The following is a 13,236-nucleotide window of genomic DNA, read 5'->3' on the forward strand; positions in this document are numbered from 1 at the left end:
AACCTCCACATGCTCAAAGCTCTATGCGCCAGTGCCGCCATTGCACTCGGCACCCTGACCCTATCCGTTCACGCCGATTATCCCGAGCGCAGCATCCAGGCCGTGATCCCCTGGGGTGCTGGTGGCGGCACCGACAGTGTGATGCGTAGCCTGGCGCCCCATGTGGAGAAAGAATTGGGTGGCAAGCTGATCCTCAACAACCGTCCGGGCGGTACGGGGGTTGTAGGCAGTACCTACGTACTGCAGCAAAGACCGAACGGCTACACTCTGCTGCTCGGTGCGGAAAACCCGCAGCTGTATCCGGTGCTGGGCCTGGCCAAGTTCGACTATAGCGACTTCTATCCGGTCAATATCATTGGCCAGAACGTAGCGGTGATCGTCACCCATGCCGATGCGCCGTGGAACTCCATGGCCGAGCTGCTGGCCGAGGCCAAGACCAATCCGGGCACCCTGCGCATGGGTGGTACCGGCGCCGGCGGGATCCCGAGCACGGTGCATGCGATGATCAACGCGGTGGGCGAGCTCAAGGTGCGCGAAGTGACCTTCGCCGGAGACGGCCCCAGCGTCACCGCGCTGCTGGGCAAACATATCGACTTCACCCCACTGAGCCTGGCGGCATCCAAGGAAATGATCCGCACCGGCAAGCTCAAGGGGCTGGCGGTGATTGCCACGCAAGAGGTGCCGGATCTGCCAGGCGTCGAGCCGATCACCGAGTCTCTGCCGGAGATCGCCGAGTACCTGCCGTGGGGCTCGTTCTGGGGCGCCTTCGTGCACAAGGATACACCGGACGAGATCAAGCAGAAGCTGACCGACGCCTACGCCAAGGCGGTGGCCAGCGAGGAGTTTCAGCAATTTCTGAAGAACTTCGGCGGGCATTCGCTGAACCTCAGCGGTGTCGAGGCCGAGTCCTACCTCAAGCGCTGGCAGTCGGTCACTGCCTGGTCCATGTACAAGGCCGAGGCCATCAGCATCGCCCCGGACTCGGTAGGCATTGCCCGGCCCTGAGCCTGGTGGCGATTCGAACCTGATGCCCTGAGCATCGGCGGCAATCAACTGCTCGCCGATGTCGCCTTGTGTCAGTCACCTTGGCCCGTCCTCGTGGCGGGTTCTTTTTCGCGTTTCTGTTTGCCGGTATATCCGCGGCTATCGATCCGTCGCGGTTCGGCTCCCGTGTGCGGCGATGGCTATCGTTGGCCGCAAATAAGGGTTGCTCCTGGCTGGCTGGTGAAATATAAATAACTAGTTGGTTACTTAGAATTCCAAGAAAACATCATGACCGGTGCCGCGCGTACCCGGAGGCAACGATGAACGACAAGCAAACATCCACCGGGCTCGATCTGAGCCGTCGCCAACTGATCAAGGGCGCTGCCGGCCTGGCGGGTGTCGGGGCAGTGGCAGGGCTCTTCCCCTCGCTGTTGTGGGCTCAGGACACGTTGAGCCTGTCCAACTCCTTCCGATCCCTCACCAATCCTTACCATGCCTTGTTCAATCGCGGTGGCGAAGCCTATGCGGCCAGCCTGAAGATGCCTTATCTGCCGCAGGTCACCGAAGGCAACAGCCAGAAAGGCATCGCCGATGTCCGTGCCCTGATCGCGAAGACCGGCGGCAACCTGATCCTCAACATCGAGCCAAACGATTCCGCCGATGCCCGGGTAATCATCGAGCAGTGCGTGAAAGCGGGCGTGTATGTAACCACCATCTGGAACAAGCCCGACGACATGCACCCCTGGGACTACGACCCCTACTGGGTCGCACATATCTCCGAGGACGGTGAGGCGGTCGGCGAGGCCATTGCCACCGAGCTGTTCGAGTCCATGGGTGGTAAAGGCGGTGTGGTTGCGCTGGGCGGCATCTATAGCAACGTCGCGGCTATTGGCCGACGGGCCGGCCTGGAGGCGGCGCTGAAGAAGTTTCCCGACATCGAGCTGCTGGATTTCCAGCCTGCCGACTGGAGCGCCAACCGCGCCTTTCCCATCGTGCAGTCCTGGCTGACCCGATTTGGCTCTAGCGTCAAGGGTATCTGGTGCGCCAATGACGACATGGGGATGGGGGCGCTCGAAGCGTTGCGCGGGGAGGGGTTGGCCGGAATGATCCCGGTAGTGGGTATCGATGGCATTCCGCAGGCGGTCGAGGCGGTGCAGAGTGGCGAATACGTAGCGACCGCCAGCCTCGATCCCTTCTGGCTGGGCACCATGGGCCTGGCCCTGGGACACGCGGCGAAAACCGGGCGTATCGACCCGCGGCAGGAGCCGAGGGAGCATCGCGAGTTCTACGTCACGCCGCAACTGATTACCCGTGACAACGCCGAGGCTTTCTACCAGGCCAATTTCAAGGCGACACCGCAAGTGGACGCCAATGACTTCTGGGGGCGCGTGGCCGGGCCGATCCGTTATTGAGCCCCGTGCACCAATGTTTCCGAAGCCCGTCCCGGGCTGTCTTGAAGTCTGTTCTGGAGTAGCTGTCATGGCCTACTTGCGGCGGTTCTCATCCCTGCTGGTGCTGGTTCTTATCGGCCTGTCGATCGGTCTGATAAACCCGAATTTCTTCGACCCTCTGAACCTGTCGCGCATCGCGACGACGTCCGCCATTCCGTTGTTGATGGCCCTGGGCGGCATGTTCGTGATCCAGATGGGCAGCATCGATCTGTCCATCGAGGGCGTCGTGGCGATTGCCGCGGTGTGCTTCGCCCTGCTCGTCGGCAACACCCTCAACGGCAACGACCTGGGGCTGTGGGTTCTGCCCCTGGTGGTGCTGATCGGCGCCTGCGCGGGGCTGGTCAACGGCCTGGTCCAGGTCAAGCTGCGCATCCCTTCCTTCATGGCGACCCTGGGCATCGGTTTCGTCGGCGTGGGCCTGGCCACGGCGCTGCTGGCGGGCAATACGGTCAGGGTGACGGACATGGAGATCCGCGCCATCGCCCTGCAGCGCTGGCTGGGCTTGCCCCTGTCGGTGTGGATCGCGCTGCTGGGGCTTGGCGTGGCGCATTTCATCTCCCGCCACACCGTTCTGGGGCGACATGCCCTGGCCATCGGCGGCGGGGAGGATCTGGCCAGGCTCAACGGGGTCGATATCAACCGGGTGCGCATCCTGGTGTTCGCGCTGGCCGGGGCATTCTATGGCGCGGCGTCGATCCTGGCGGTCGCCCAGTTCGGCCAGGGCCATGCCTTGATCGCCCAGGGACAGCTGTTCACCGCCATCACCGCCATCGTCGTGGGTGGCGCGTCGCTGGCGGGGGGCAATGGCAGCCCCTTCGGCACCCTGATCGGCATCCTCATCGTGGTCGTGGTGAGTAACGGCATGGTGCTCATGGGGATTCCTCCCTACGTGCAGCAAGGGGTGCAAGGGGCGCTGATCATCGCGGCGGTGGCCTTGGCCCATGACCGGGCCAAGACCCGCGTGGTGAAGTGAGGAGATCGTCATGCTCAAGCTGATTCAGGTATCCAAGAGTTTCCCCGGGGTCAGGGTGTTGAAGAACATCTCCCTGGAAGTGCGCAAGAACGAAGTGGTCGGCCTGATCGGCGAGAACGGCGCCGGCAAGTCGACCCTGATGAAGATCCTTACCGGCGTGTACCAGCCCGATGAAGGGCATCTGGAGCTCGATGGCCGCGCCATCGTGCTCGACGGCCCCCGTGGCGCAACCGCGCAGGGCATCGCCATGGTTCACCAGGAGCAGTCGATACTGCCGAACCTGTCGGTGGCGGAAAACCTGTTCATGGGCCGCGAGGACGAGTTTTCCCGTTTCGGCCGCCTGGACTGGAAGCGGCTGTGCGGCGCGGCCCGCCAGCAACTGGCCAAGGTGCACCTGGACATCGATCCGCTGACCAAGTGCAGTGAGTTGAGCTTCGGCCAGCGGCAGATGATCGAGCTGGCCAAGGCCCTGGCCCTCGAAGAACGCACGGACGGGCATCTGGTGATCATGCTGGACGAACCCACTTCCGTGCTCGAACAACGGGAAATCGACATTCTGTTCCGTCTGGTCAGGGAACTGAGGTCGCGCGCCTCGTTCATCTTCGTCTCGCATCGACTGGACGAGCTGCTGGAGCTGAGCGACCGGCTGTATGTCATGAAGGACGGCGAGGTGGTCGCCGAGATGGCCGCTGCCGAGGCCTCCAAGGAGCGCCTGCACAGCCTGATGGTGGGGCGCTCCCTGCATGCCGAGTATTACCGGGAGTCGCTGCAGGCGCCCTGTTCCTCGGAGGTCGCGCTGGCGGTGGACGGGCTGTCGCTGGATCGGCATTTCCGCGACGTGTCCTTCGCCCTGCATCGCGGCGAAGTGCTGGGGATCGCCGGGGTGATCGGCTCCGGGCGGGAAGAGTTGTGCCGGGTGATCGCCGGCTTGCTGGCGCCGACCTGCGGAACCATCGAGGTCGCAGGTCGGCGCCTCAAGGGCAGGGGGCCGGGCGAGGCCATCGCTGCCGGCATCGGCTATATCCCGCGTGAGCGCAAGGTCGAGGGGATAGTGCTGATGATGAGCGTCGCCGAGAACATGACCCTGGCGCGCATCGGCCAGGTGACCACCCTCGGCCTGCTGGACGAGGGCCGGGAGGCCCGGTTCGCCGAGGACTGGATCAAGCGCCTGAGCATCAAGACGCCGGGGCCCGGGGCGCTGTGCCAGAACCTCAGTGGCGGCAACCAGCAGAAGGTGGTGCTGGCCAAATGGCGCAACGCGGGCTCGACCATCCTGGTGCTGGATCACCCGACCCGGGGGCTGGATGTCGGCGCCAAGGAGGACGTCTACCAGCTGATCCGCGAGATCACCGCCGAGGGGGTGTCGGTGCTGCTGACCGCGGACACCCTGGAGGAAATGATCGGCCTGAGCCACCGCATCCTAGTGATGCGCGACGGGGAAGTCGCCCAATCCTTCGACTGCATGCCCGGCGCCAAGCCGGAGCAAGTCGACCTGATCCAGTACATGGTTTGAGAGAGCGCCAACATGCCCATCACCCTATCCGGCCTGCGCAACCAGGCCCCGTTGTTCGCCCTGGTCGTGCTGTTCGCCTTGATTGCCGGCTATGACCCCAGGTTCATCCAGCCGGCTTCCATCCTGGCCTTGCTGGCCGATACCGCGACCCTGTTCATCATGGCGGCCGGGATCACCTTCGTGCTGCTGATCGGCGGCATCGACCTGTCGTCCCAGGCCGTGGCCTCCATGGCCAGCGTCATAGTGGCGCTGTTGCTGCCGGAGCTGGGCTACCTGGCCTTGCCGCTGGGCCTGGCCATCGGCATTGCCGCAGGCGCCCTGTCCGGTGTGCTGCATACCTGGCTGCGCCTGCCGTCCTTCATCGTCACCCTGGCGGTCGGCGGGGTGGTCACCACCATCACCATGCTGGCGTCGCAGACCCGCACCATCAATATCAGCGGGACCGATCGCGATGCCTACTTCGCCTGGGTCACCGGCCAGACCTGGGGGATTCCCCATGAGGTGCTGGTCGCCCTGGTGGTGCTGCTGGCCTGCGTGTTCCTGCAACGCAAGACCGCGTTCGGGCGTTTCTGCAATGCCGTCGGCGCCGGCGAACCGGCGGCCTGGGCCTCGGGCATCGCGGTCAAGCGCATCAAGCTCTGGGTCTTCGTGATCTCCGCCGGGCTCGCCGCGCTTTCCGGCATCGTCATGGCCGGCCGGCTGTCCAGCGGTTCGCCGACCCTGGCCAATGAATTCCTGCTGCCCGCCATTGCCGCGGTGCTCGTCGGCGGTACCGCCCTGACCGGCGGCGTGGGCGGCATCTGGCGCACCCTGATCGGCGCGCTGCTGGTCTCGGTGGTGCGCGTGGGGATGACCTTCGTCGGGGTCAGCGTATTCGCCCAACAGATCGTCTTCGGCGTGATCCTGGTGCTGGCCGTGGCCCTGACCATCGACCGCTCGAAGATTCCCGTGGTCAAGTGATTCGTTATCGGATGGAAACCCTATGAAAACCCTCGTAGCTGTCAAACGTGTGGTCGATTACAACGTCAAGGTTCGCGTCAAGGCGGACAACAGCGGCGTCGACCTCGCCAACGTCAAGATGTCGATGAACCCCTTCTGCGAGATCGCCGTGGAAGAGGCCGTGCGCCTGAAAGAGCAGGGCGTGGCGAGCGAGATCGTCGTGGTCTCCGTCGGCCCGAGTGCTGCCCAGGAGCAACTGCGCACCGCCCTGGCCCTGGGCGCCGACCGCGCCGTGCTGGTCGAGTCCAACGATGAGCTGAACTCCCTGGCCGTGGCCAAGCTGCTCAAGGCGGTGGTCGACAAGGAGCAGCCGCAGTTGGTGATCCTCGGCAAGCAGGCCATCGACAGCGACAACAACCAGACCGGGCAGATGCTCGCCGCGCTGAGCGGTTACGCCCAGGGCACCTTCGCCTCCAAGGTCGAGCTGGCCGGCGACAAGGTCAAGGTCACTCGCGAGATCGATGGCGGCCTGCAGACCGTCTCGCTGAACCTGCCGGCGATCGTCACCACCGACCTGCGCCTGAACGAGCCGCGTTATGCCTCGCTGCCGAACATCATGAAGGCCAAGAAGAAGCCGCTGGAAACCCTCACCCCGGACGCCCTGGGCGTGTCCACCGCTTCCAGCGTCAAGACCCTCGAGGTCGAGGCGCCGGCTGCCCGCCAGGCCGGCATCAAGGTGGGGTCGGTAGCTGAACTGGTCGAGAAACTGAAGAACGAGGCGAAGGTAATCTAAATGGCTATCCTGGTTATCGCTGAACACTCCAATACCGCGCTGGCGCCCGCCACGCTGAACACCGTTGCCGCCGCGCAGCAGATCGGTGGCGACATTCACGTACTGGTCGCCGGTGCCAATGTCGGCGCCGCTGCCGAAGCCGCCGCCAAGATCGCCGGCGTGGCCAAGGTACTGGTTGCCGACAACGCCGCCTTCGCCCACCAGTTGCCGGAGAACGTCGCGCCGCTGGTCGTGCAGTTGGCGCCCGCCTACAGCCATGTGCTGGCCGCCGCCACCAGCAACGGCAAGAACAGCCTGCCGCGCGTCGCCGCGCTGCTGGACGTCGACCAGATCTCCGAGATCATCGCCGTCGAAAGCCCGGACACCTTCAAGCGTCCGATCTATGCCGGTAACGCCATTGCCACCGTGCAATCCGATGCCGCGGTGAAGGTGATCACCGTGCGTGCCACCGGTTTCGATGCGGCGGCCGCCAGCGGTGGTTCCGCCGCCGTGGAAGCGGTTGGCGCGGGTAGCGACGCCGGCATCTCCGCCTTCGTCGGCGAGGAACTGGCCAAGTCCGACCGGCCGGAACTGACTGCCGCCAGGATCGTGGTGTCCGGTGGCCGTGGCATGGGCAACGGCGACAACTTCAAGCACCTGTACGCCCTGGCCGACAAGCTCGGTGCCGCCGTCGGCGCCTCGCGCGCCGCCGTGGATGCCGGTTTCGTGCCCAACGACATGCAGGTCGGCCAGACCGGCAAGATCGTTGCGCCGCAGCTGTACATCGCCGTGGGTATCTCCGGCGCGATCCAGCACCTGGCCGGCATGAAGGACTCCAAGGTGATCGTGGCGATCAACAAGGACGAGGAGGCGCCGATCTTCCAGGTCGCCGACTACGGCCTGGTTGCCGACCTGTTCGAAGCCGTACCGGAGCTGGACGCCGCGTTATAGCGGCAGGCGATGGTGGCCGGTGAGCCTTCACCGGCTGCTTCGTTCCGTTTCCTGCCCAGAGCGTCTGGGCCGCCCAAATCACGGGTCATCACGAGTAGCCAACGGCCAGCTTGGAGGCCGGAGGCGTGCCCGGATTTTCATTAAATAAAAACAAGAGGTGTGGTTATGCAGGTGGTTAAGAAAGCTTCTTTGTTGGGGGGTGGGCTGTTCATGGCTTGCTCTTTGACTGTGCATGCAGTGGAGTTCAGTGGCTATTTGCGCGCTGGCATGGGGGGCAGCAGCCAGGGCACGACGCAAAGCTGTTTCCAATTGCCCGGCAGCCAGACCAAGTATCGCCTGGGCAACGAATGCGAACAGTACGGCGAGTTCGCCCTGGGCCACGACCTGGCGACCTTCGCCGATGGTTCGGCGGTCAAGGCCTTCGGCATGCTGGCGCTGTACAACCCCTACGATGAGTCGCTGACCTTCAGCGACGATAACGGTTATGCGCGCCTGGCCCAGGCTTATCTCGAGTGGCGCGATATCCCCGCTTTGAATGGGGGCTCGCTATGGGCGGGACGGCGTTTCTACAAACGCAATGACATCCACATATCCGACTTTTTCTACTGGAACCAGAGTGCCACCGGGGCCGGGATTGAAGATGTCCTGATCGGGGGGCTCAAATACAGTTACGCCTTTTCGAGAAAGGACAGTGTGTTTCAGGATGACTATATCAACCGCCATGATTTCAACGTGGCCGGCTTCGCCAGCAACCCGGGCGGAGAACTGGAGCTAGGCCTCAGTTATATCGATGAGCCGCAAGGGCGCGACGCTGTGCACAGCGGCTGGTCCGCCACCGTGCAGCATGTGCAGAGCGATTTTTTCGGCGGGCGCAACAAGCTCGCCCTGCAGTATGGCGAAGGCGCCGGTACGGGGCTGGGCTATACCGGGGACGTGAGGCTCGATGACCGGGCCAGAAGCTGGCGCCTGGTCGAATTCTTCGACTGGCAACTGACCCCGCGCTTCGGCGGTCAATTCCAGGTCGTCTATCAGCAGAACAAGCGTGCAGGCGGCTACGAGCAGGACTGGCTATCGCTCGGCGTGCGTCCCAGCTATGCGCTGACGGAGCAGTTCAAGCTGGTCGCCGAACTGGGGTACGACCAGGTGGATGCGTCCGAAGGCTTGCGCAAGCTGAGCAAGTTCACCCTTGCGCCCACCTGGTCGCCCAAGGGGCCCGGATTCTGGGCGCGTCCCGAAGTACGCCTGTACTACACCTATGCCCGCTGGAATGCCGAGGCGCAGGCTGCGGCCGATCGACTGGCTGCGGGCTCGGCCCTGTCGCGAAGCGGCGCCTTTGGCGACGCCCGGCACGGCTCCAACTTCGGTGCGCAGATCGAATACTGGTGGTAGTGACCAGCCAAGCGGATCAATCGGACGAGTCACGGGCATCTGCCGGCGGCTCACCCGCTCTGCCTGACGAAACCGGGCCGGAAAGTCGAATCTCGCGAACTACCGGCTACCTGTACCGGGAAAGGGCTTTCTGCACCTGGCTGTGCCTCTCGCGGTTCAGCAGGCTCGGGGCAACGCCAATCTTTTGGGCTATTTGACGGCAACTGGCTTCGGCGCGACGAACCGGCTCAGTATCTTCCCGCTTGAATTCGGAACTGTACTTCTTGCGCTTCGTGAACACTCCTTAAACTCGCTGTGAGCTTACTCGAAAGCATCCGCGTTAACGGGGTAGAATCCCGATGGACTGGCGATCGAATGGCTTACGGCTCAACCCTTGCGAATCAGCTGCCGCAGCATGAAGCGGTTGGGGTGGCAGGCTTCGGCTACGTCCTGCGGCACCGGCAGCGGTTCGCCCTCCAGCCAGGCGGCGATCAGTTCACCGGACAGTGGCGCGGTGATCAGCCCGCGGGAGCCGTGCCCACTGTTGATGTACAAACCTTCCTGCCACGGGCAGGGGATTTGCGGCACCTGACGGGCGTCGCGAGCCAGCACGGCGTACGCTTCGGCAAACGCGTCGGTATCGGCGAGTGGGCCGACGATCGGCAAGTAATCCGGGCTGGTGCAGCGAAAGGCCGCGCGACCTTGCAGCGTATCCGGGGCGAGCGTATCGACCTGCAGGCGCTCAGCCAGATCGGTGGAGATGTCTCTGAGCAGATCCAGATTGCTGGCGTGTTCGGCGCCACTTGGCGTCAGGTCGTCGCTGTCGAAGTTGAAGCTGGCCCCGAGGGTGTGTTCGCCGTCGCGCACCGGCGCCACATAACCTTCAGCACAAACCACCGTGCGCAACGCGGCGCTTTCCCTCGATGCGGGCAGTCGACTGATCTGCCCGCGGATACGCTTGAGCGGCAGTTGCGCGCTCTGTTCGAAGCGGGTGATATCCGCAGCGCCGCAGAGGACGACCACCGCAGCGCTGGCAATCAGTTGTTCGCCGCTCCAGGCCTGCCATTCACCGTTTACGCGCTTGAGCTGCAAGGCGTGCTGGCAGCCATGCAGATGCACGTTGGGATGAGCGATCAGATGCTGGCAGAGCGCGGGCGGATGCACCCAGCCTGCGTCGGGATAGAACAACCCGCCGCTCTCCAGGGCGATGCCTGCCTCGAACTCGGCCTGCTGGCGATCCACCCGGGTCAGCAGCGTCTCGGGAAAGGCGGCGGCGAGTTTGGTCTGGCGCTGCGCTTCGCGATCATCGAAAGCCAGTTGCAGCACGCCGCAGTTATCCCAGTCCTGGCCCTTCTGCAGACGCTCGAGCAGCCGGCGGGTGTAACCGAAACCATCGACGATCAGCCGCGACAGCGCCGTGCCGTGGGCGGAAAGCTTGAGATAGAGCACGCCCTGCGGATTGCCCGAGGCTTCCATGGCAATGGCCGCGTGCCGCTCAAGCAAATCCACCAGCCAGCCACGCGCGGCGAGGCTGGCTGCGGTGGCGCAGCCGGCCAGCCCCGCACCGATGACCAGCGCCCGGCGCTCGGCGGGGCGATACGCAGGGCGAGCGAACCAGGGCTTGCTCGAGGTGTTCGCCGCTGCGCCGAAGGTGCCGCGCATGACTTCCCATTTTTTGCCGAGGCCGGGCACGCGCTTCATCTGGAAGCCAGCCTCGTTGAGCGCACGGCGAACGTAGCCGGTAGCGGTGAAGGTGCCGAGGGTGGTTTGCGGCGTGCTCAGCCGGGCCAGTTGGGCGAACAGCTCGGGCGTCCACATCTCGGGGTTCTTCGAGGGCGCGAAGCCGTCGAGAAACCAGGCGTCGATACGAGCGTCGAGCTGCGGCAGCATGGCTTGGGCATCGCCGATCAGCAGCGTCAGCACCACGCGGCCGGCATCGAATACCTGGCGCTGAAAGCCTGGGTTGAGACCGACATAGCCATCGAGCAACTGCTCGCTGTAGCGCTGCAACGATGGCCAGAGGGCGAGGGCGCGCTGCAGATCGGCACGGGTGAGTGGGTGTTTTTCAACACTGACGAAATGCAACCGTGCTCCGGCTGGCGCCTGCTGCTCGAACAGCTCCCAGGCACACAGGAAATTCATGCCGGTGCCGAATCCCGTTTCGCCGATCACCAACTGCTCGCCAGGCCCCAGAGCGGCGAAGCGCTGCGGCAGATCATTGTTGCTCAGGAACACATAGCGGGTCTCTTCCAGGCCGTTGTCCCGGGAGAAATAGACGTCGGCGTATTGGCGCGAGGTGGGCTGGCCCTGTTCGTCCCAGTCGAGTTGTGCGTGTTGATCGGCCATGGTGGTGTTCCGGAGCAGGCAGGGCGGCGATTCTAGCAGGGCGGTGGCGGCGTTGTGGCCGTGGGCGCGGGTAGCGTGCCGTGTAGGGGCGTTGACCTCGGCGCGAATTATCGTGGTTACCGCGATTATGGCGTTGCCCTTGCGATTCGCCGCGAGGGCGCGGCTCCTACAGAGCGCGCAGCTTATCGTGTTATCTCGGCTTGCACTGGAACATCAACGGCACCTAGGCTGGGCACACATTTCAGGAAGAGGTGCTTATGTTCGAATCCGCCGAGATCGACCACGTCATCGACAAGGCCACCTTCGATGCCGAGGAGCAACTGCTGCGCGAGGCACTGCTGGAAGTGCAGTACGCACTGCGTGAGCAGGGGCGGTTCGCGGTGATCATCCTGATCAACGGCATCGAGGGAGCGGGCAAGGGCGAGACGGTGAAGCTGCTCAACGAGTGGATGGATCCGCGCCTCATCCAGGTCAGCACCTTCGATCAGCAGACCGACGAGGAGCTGGCCCGGCCCGTCGCCTGGCGTTACTGGCGGCAGCTGCCACCCAAGGGGCGCATCGGTATCTTCTTCGGCAACTGGTACAGCCAGATGCTGCAGGGCCGTGTGCACGGCGATCTGAAGAAGAATGAGCTGGGCAGGGCCATCGACGGCGCTCTCGGCCTGGAGCAGATGCTCTGTAACGAAGGCACGCTGATCTTCAAGTTCTGGTTTCACCTCTCCAAGAAGCAGATGCACGCGCGCCTGAAGACGCTGCAGGACGACCCCCTGCACAGCTGGCGCCTGAGCCCGCTGGACTGGCAGCAGTCGAAAACCTACGACAAATTCGTGCGCGTCGGCGAGGATGTGTTGCGTCGCACCAGTCGCGACTATTCGCCCTGGTACATCGTCGCCGGGGCGGATGCCAATTACCGTAGCCTGACCGTCGGGCGCATTCTTCTGGACGGTATGCAGGCCGCACTGCGCGGCAGCGGTGAGCGCGCGCCGTTGCCCCATGCCACGCCGCTGATGACTCGCACCGATCAGCACAGTCTGCTCGACAGCCTGGACATGAGCGTGCGCCTGAACAAGGCCGACTACCGTGAGCAGCTGACCCGCGAACAGGCGCGCCTGTCGCAGTTGATGCGCGACAAGCGCATGCGTCGCCATGCCTTGATCGCTGTATTCGAAGGTAACGATGCGGCGGGCAAGGGCGGGGCGATCCGTCGGGTCGCCGCCGCGCTGGATCCACGTCAGTACCGTATCGTGCCGGTGGCGGCGCCGACCGAGGAGGAGCGTGCTCAGCCTTATCTGTGGCGCTTCTGGCGGCATATTCCGGCGCGTGGCAAGTTCACCGTGTTCGACCGCTCCTGGTACGGCCGGGTATTGGTGGAACGGGTCGAAGGCTTTTGTGAGCCGGCGGACTGGCTGCGCGCCTACGGTGAAATCAACGATTTCGAGGAGCAGCTCAGCAATGCCGGCGTGGTGCTGGTGAAGTTCTGGCTGGCCATCGATGAGAACACCCAACTGATGCGTTTTCGCGAGCGCGAGGCCAACCCCGTGAAGCGCTTCAAGATCACCGAAGAAGACTGGCGCAACCGCGAGAAATGGTCGCAGTACCGCGAAGCCGTAGGCGATATGGTCGATCGCACCAGTACCCGCCTGGCACCCTGGACGCTGGTCGAGGCCAATGACAAACAGTTCGCCCGGGTAAAAGTGCTGCGCACCATCAACGACGCGCTGGAGGCGGCGTTCGAGAGGGATGAGCGATAGGAGCGTTTTCTGGAGCTGGAGCGCGTTGCTGACGCCCGGCCAGGGGCGCCTGGTGTCGCGATGTGACCGAGGCGGCGAACGGGGTATCGTAATGTGGGATGGCAGCCAGGTGGCGGTAGCGGCCTGTCGTAGGGTGGACGACGCTTTATCCGTCCACCGCTCTGCAATCGCAATGGTGGATGAAAAGA

Annotated in this window: 10 protein-coding genes; 9 read left to right on the forward strand and 1 reads right to left on the reverse strand. The window is 64.1% G+C overall.

Translation table 11 applies throughout. The features are described from left to right. The first annotated feature begins 9 nt into the window (after nucleotides 1-9). The 8 genes from DNK06_RS20595 (at nucleotide 10) to DNK06_RS20630 (ending at nucleotide 8,972) form a co-directional block, all read left to right on the forward strand. The gene (locus DNK06_RS20595; protein WP_131181861.1) at nucleotides 10-1,005 is read left to right on the forward strand and encodes a tripartite tricarboxylate transporter substrate binding protein; all 996 of its coding nucleotides are present in this window, start codon (nucleotides 10-12) and stop codon (nucleotides 1,003-1,005) included. A 299-nt stretch (nucleotides 1,006-1,304) separates the two neighbouring features. After that, entirely contained in the window at nucleotides 1,305-2,396 is a 1,092-nt protein-coding gene (locus tag DNK06_RS20600) for a sugar ABC transporter substrate-binding protein (protein WP_131181862.1), read from the forward strand. A 67-nt stretch (nucleotides 2,397-2,463) separates the two neighbouring features. Beyond that, a complete protein-coding gene (locus DNK06_RS20605; protein WP_131181863.1) occupies nucleotides 2,464-3,408 on the forward strand; it encodes an ABC transporter permease in 945 nt (314 codons plus the stop codon). A gap of 10 nt (nucleotides 3,409-3,418) precedes the next feature. Further along, on the forward strand, nucleotides 3,419-4,921 hold the full coding sequence (locus tag DNK06_RS20610; RefSeq protein WP_131181864.1) for a sugar ABC transporter ATP-binding protein: 1,503 nt from the start codon (nucleotides 3,419-3,421) through the stop codon (nucleotides 4,919-4,921). 12 nt (nucleotides 4,922-4,933) lie between these two features. Beyond that, nucleotides 4,934-5,881, forward strand: a complete 948-nt coding sequence (locus DNK06_RS20615) for an ABC transporter permease (RefSeq protein ID WP_131181865.1) — start codon at nucleotides 4,934-4,936, stop codon at nucleotides 5,879-5,881. A 22-nt stretch (nucleotides 5,882-5,903) separates the two neighbouring features. Continuing rightward, nucleotides 5,904-6,653 (forward strand): electron transfer flavoprotein subunit beta/FixA family protein, encoded by a 750-nt coding sequence (locus DNK06_RS20620; RefSeq protein WP_131181866.1) that lies wholly within the window; start codon nucleotides 5,904-5,906, stop codon nucleotides 6,651-6,653. Then, nucleotides 6,654-7,583 (forward strand): electron transfer flavoprotein subunit alpha/FixB family protein, encoded by a 930-nt coding sequence (locus tag DNK06_RS20625; RefSeq protein ID WP_131181867.1) that lies wholly within the window; start codon nucleotides 6,654-6,656, stop codon nucleotides 7,581-7,583. It begins immediately after the preceding gene. Nucleotides 7,584-7,793: 210 nt separating this feature from the next. Then, complete coding sequence (locus tag DNK06_RS20630) at nucleotides 7,794-8,972, forward strand: maltoporin (RefSeq protein WP_242674742.1); 1,179 nt, start codon at nucleotides 7,794-7,796, stop codon at nucleotides 8,970-8,972. 366 nt (nucleotides 8,973-9,338) lie between these two features. On the opposite strand, the gene mnmC is transcribed toward DNK06_RS20630, so the two are convergent. After that, a complete protein-coding gene (gene mnmC / locus DNK06_RS20635; protein WP_131181869.1) occupies nucleotides 9,339-11,297 on the reverse strand; it encodes a bifunctional tRNA (5-methylaminomethyl-2-thiouridine)(34)-methyltransferase MnmC2/FAD-dependent 5-carboxymethylaminomethyl-2-thiouridine(34) oxidoreductase MnmC1 in 1,959 nt (652 codons plus the stop codon). A gap of 257 nt (nucleotides 11,298-11,554) precedes the next feature. Here mnmC and pap point away from each other — a divergent pair, with 257 nt between their 5' ends. Next, on the forward strand, nucleotides 11,555-13,048 hold the full coding sequence (gene pap, locus DNK06_RS20640) for a polyphosphate:AMP phosphotransferase (protein ID WP_131181870.1): 1,494 nt from the start codon (nucleotides 11,555-11,557) through the stop codon (nucleotides 13,046-13,048). Nucleotides 13,049-13,236: the final 188 nt, after the last annotated feature.

This window comes from Phytopseudomonas daroniae (assembly GCF_004327285.1).
In the GTDB taxonomy this organism is placed as follows: Bacteria; Pseudomonadota; Gammaproteobacteria; order Pseudomonadales; family Pseudomonadaceae; genus Aquipseudomonas; species Aquipseudomonas daroniae.

What these genes read in the sequence shown, in the direction of transcription:
- DNK06_RS20595 (WP_131181861.1), top strand. Translation starts at nt 10, where the DNA reads ATGCTCAAAGCTCTATGCGCCAGTGCCGCCATTGCACTCGGCACCCTG.
- DNK06_RS20600 (WP_131181862.1), top strand. Translation starts at nt 1,305, where the DNA reads ATGAACGACAAGCAAACATCCACCGGGCTCGATCTGAGCCGTCGCCAA.
- DNK06_RS20605 (WP_131181863.1), top strand. Translation starts at nt 2,464, where the DNA reads ATGGCCTACTTGCGGCGGTTCTCATCCCTGCTGGTGCTGGTTCTTATC.
- DNK06_RS20610 (WP_131181864.1), top strand. Translation starts at nt 3,419, where the DNA reads ATGCTCAAGCTGATTCAGGTATCCAAGAGTTTCCCCGGGGTCAGGGTG.
- DNK06_RS20615 (WP_131181865.1), top strand. Translation starts at nt 4,934, where the DNA reads ATGCCCATCACCCTATCCGGCCTGCGCAACCAGGCCCCGTTGTTCGCC.
- DNK06_RS20620 (WP_131181866.1), top strand. Translation starts at nt 5,904, where the DNA reads ATGAAAACCCTCGTAGCTGTCAAACGTGTGGTCGATTACAACGTCAAG.
- DNK06_RS20625 (WP_131181867.1), top strand. Translation starts at nt 6,654, where the DNA reads ATGGCTATCCTGGTTATCGCTGAACACTCCAATACCGCGCTGGCGCCC.
- DNK06_RS20630 (WP_242674742.1), top strand. Translation starts at nt 7,794, where the DNA reads ATGGCTTGCTCTTTGACTGTGCATGCAGTGGAGTTCAGTGGCTATTTG.
- mnmC (WP_131181869.1), bottom strand. Translation starts at nt 11,297, where the DNA reads ATGGCCGATCAACACGCACAACTCGACTGGGACGAACAGGGCCAGCCC.
- pap (WP_131181870.1), top strand. Translation starts at nt 11,555, where the DNA reads ATGTTCGAATCCGCCGAGATCGACCACGTCATCGACAAGGCCACCTTC.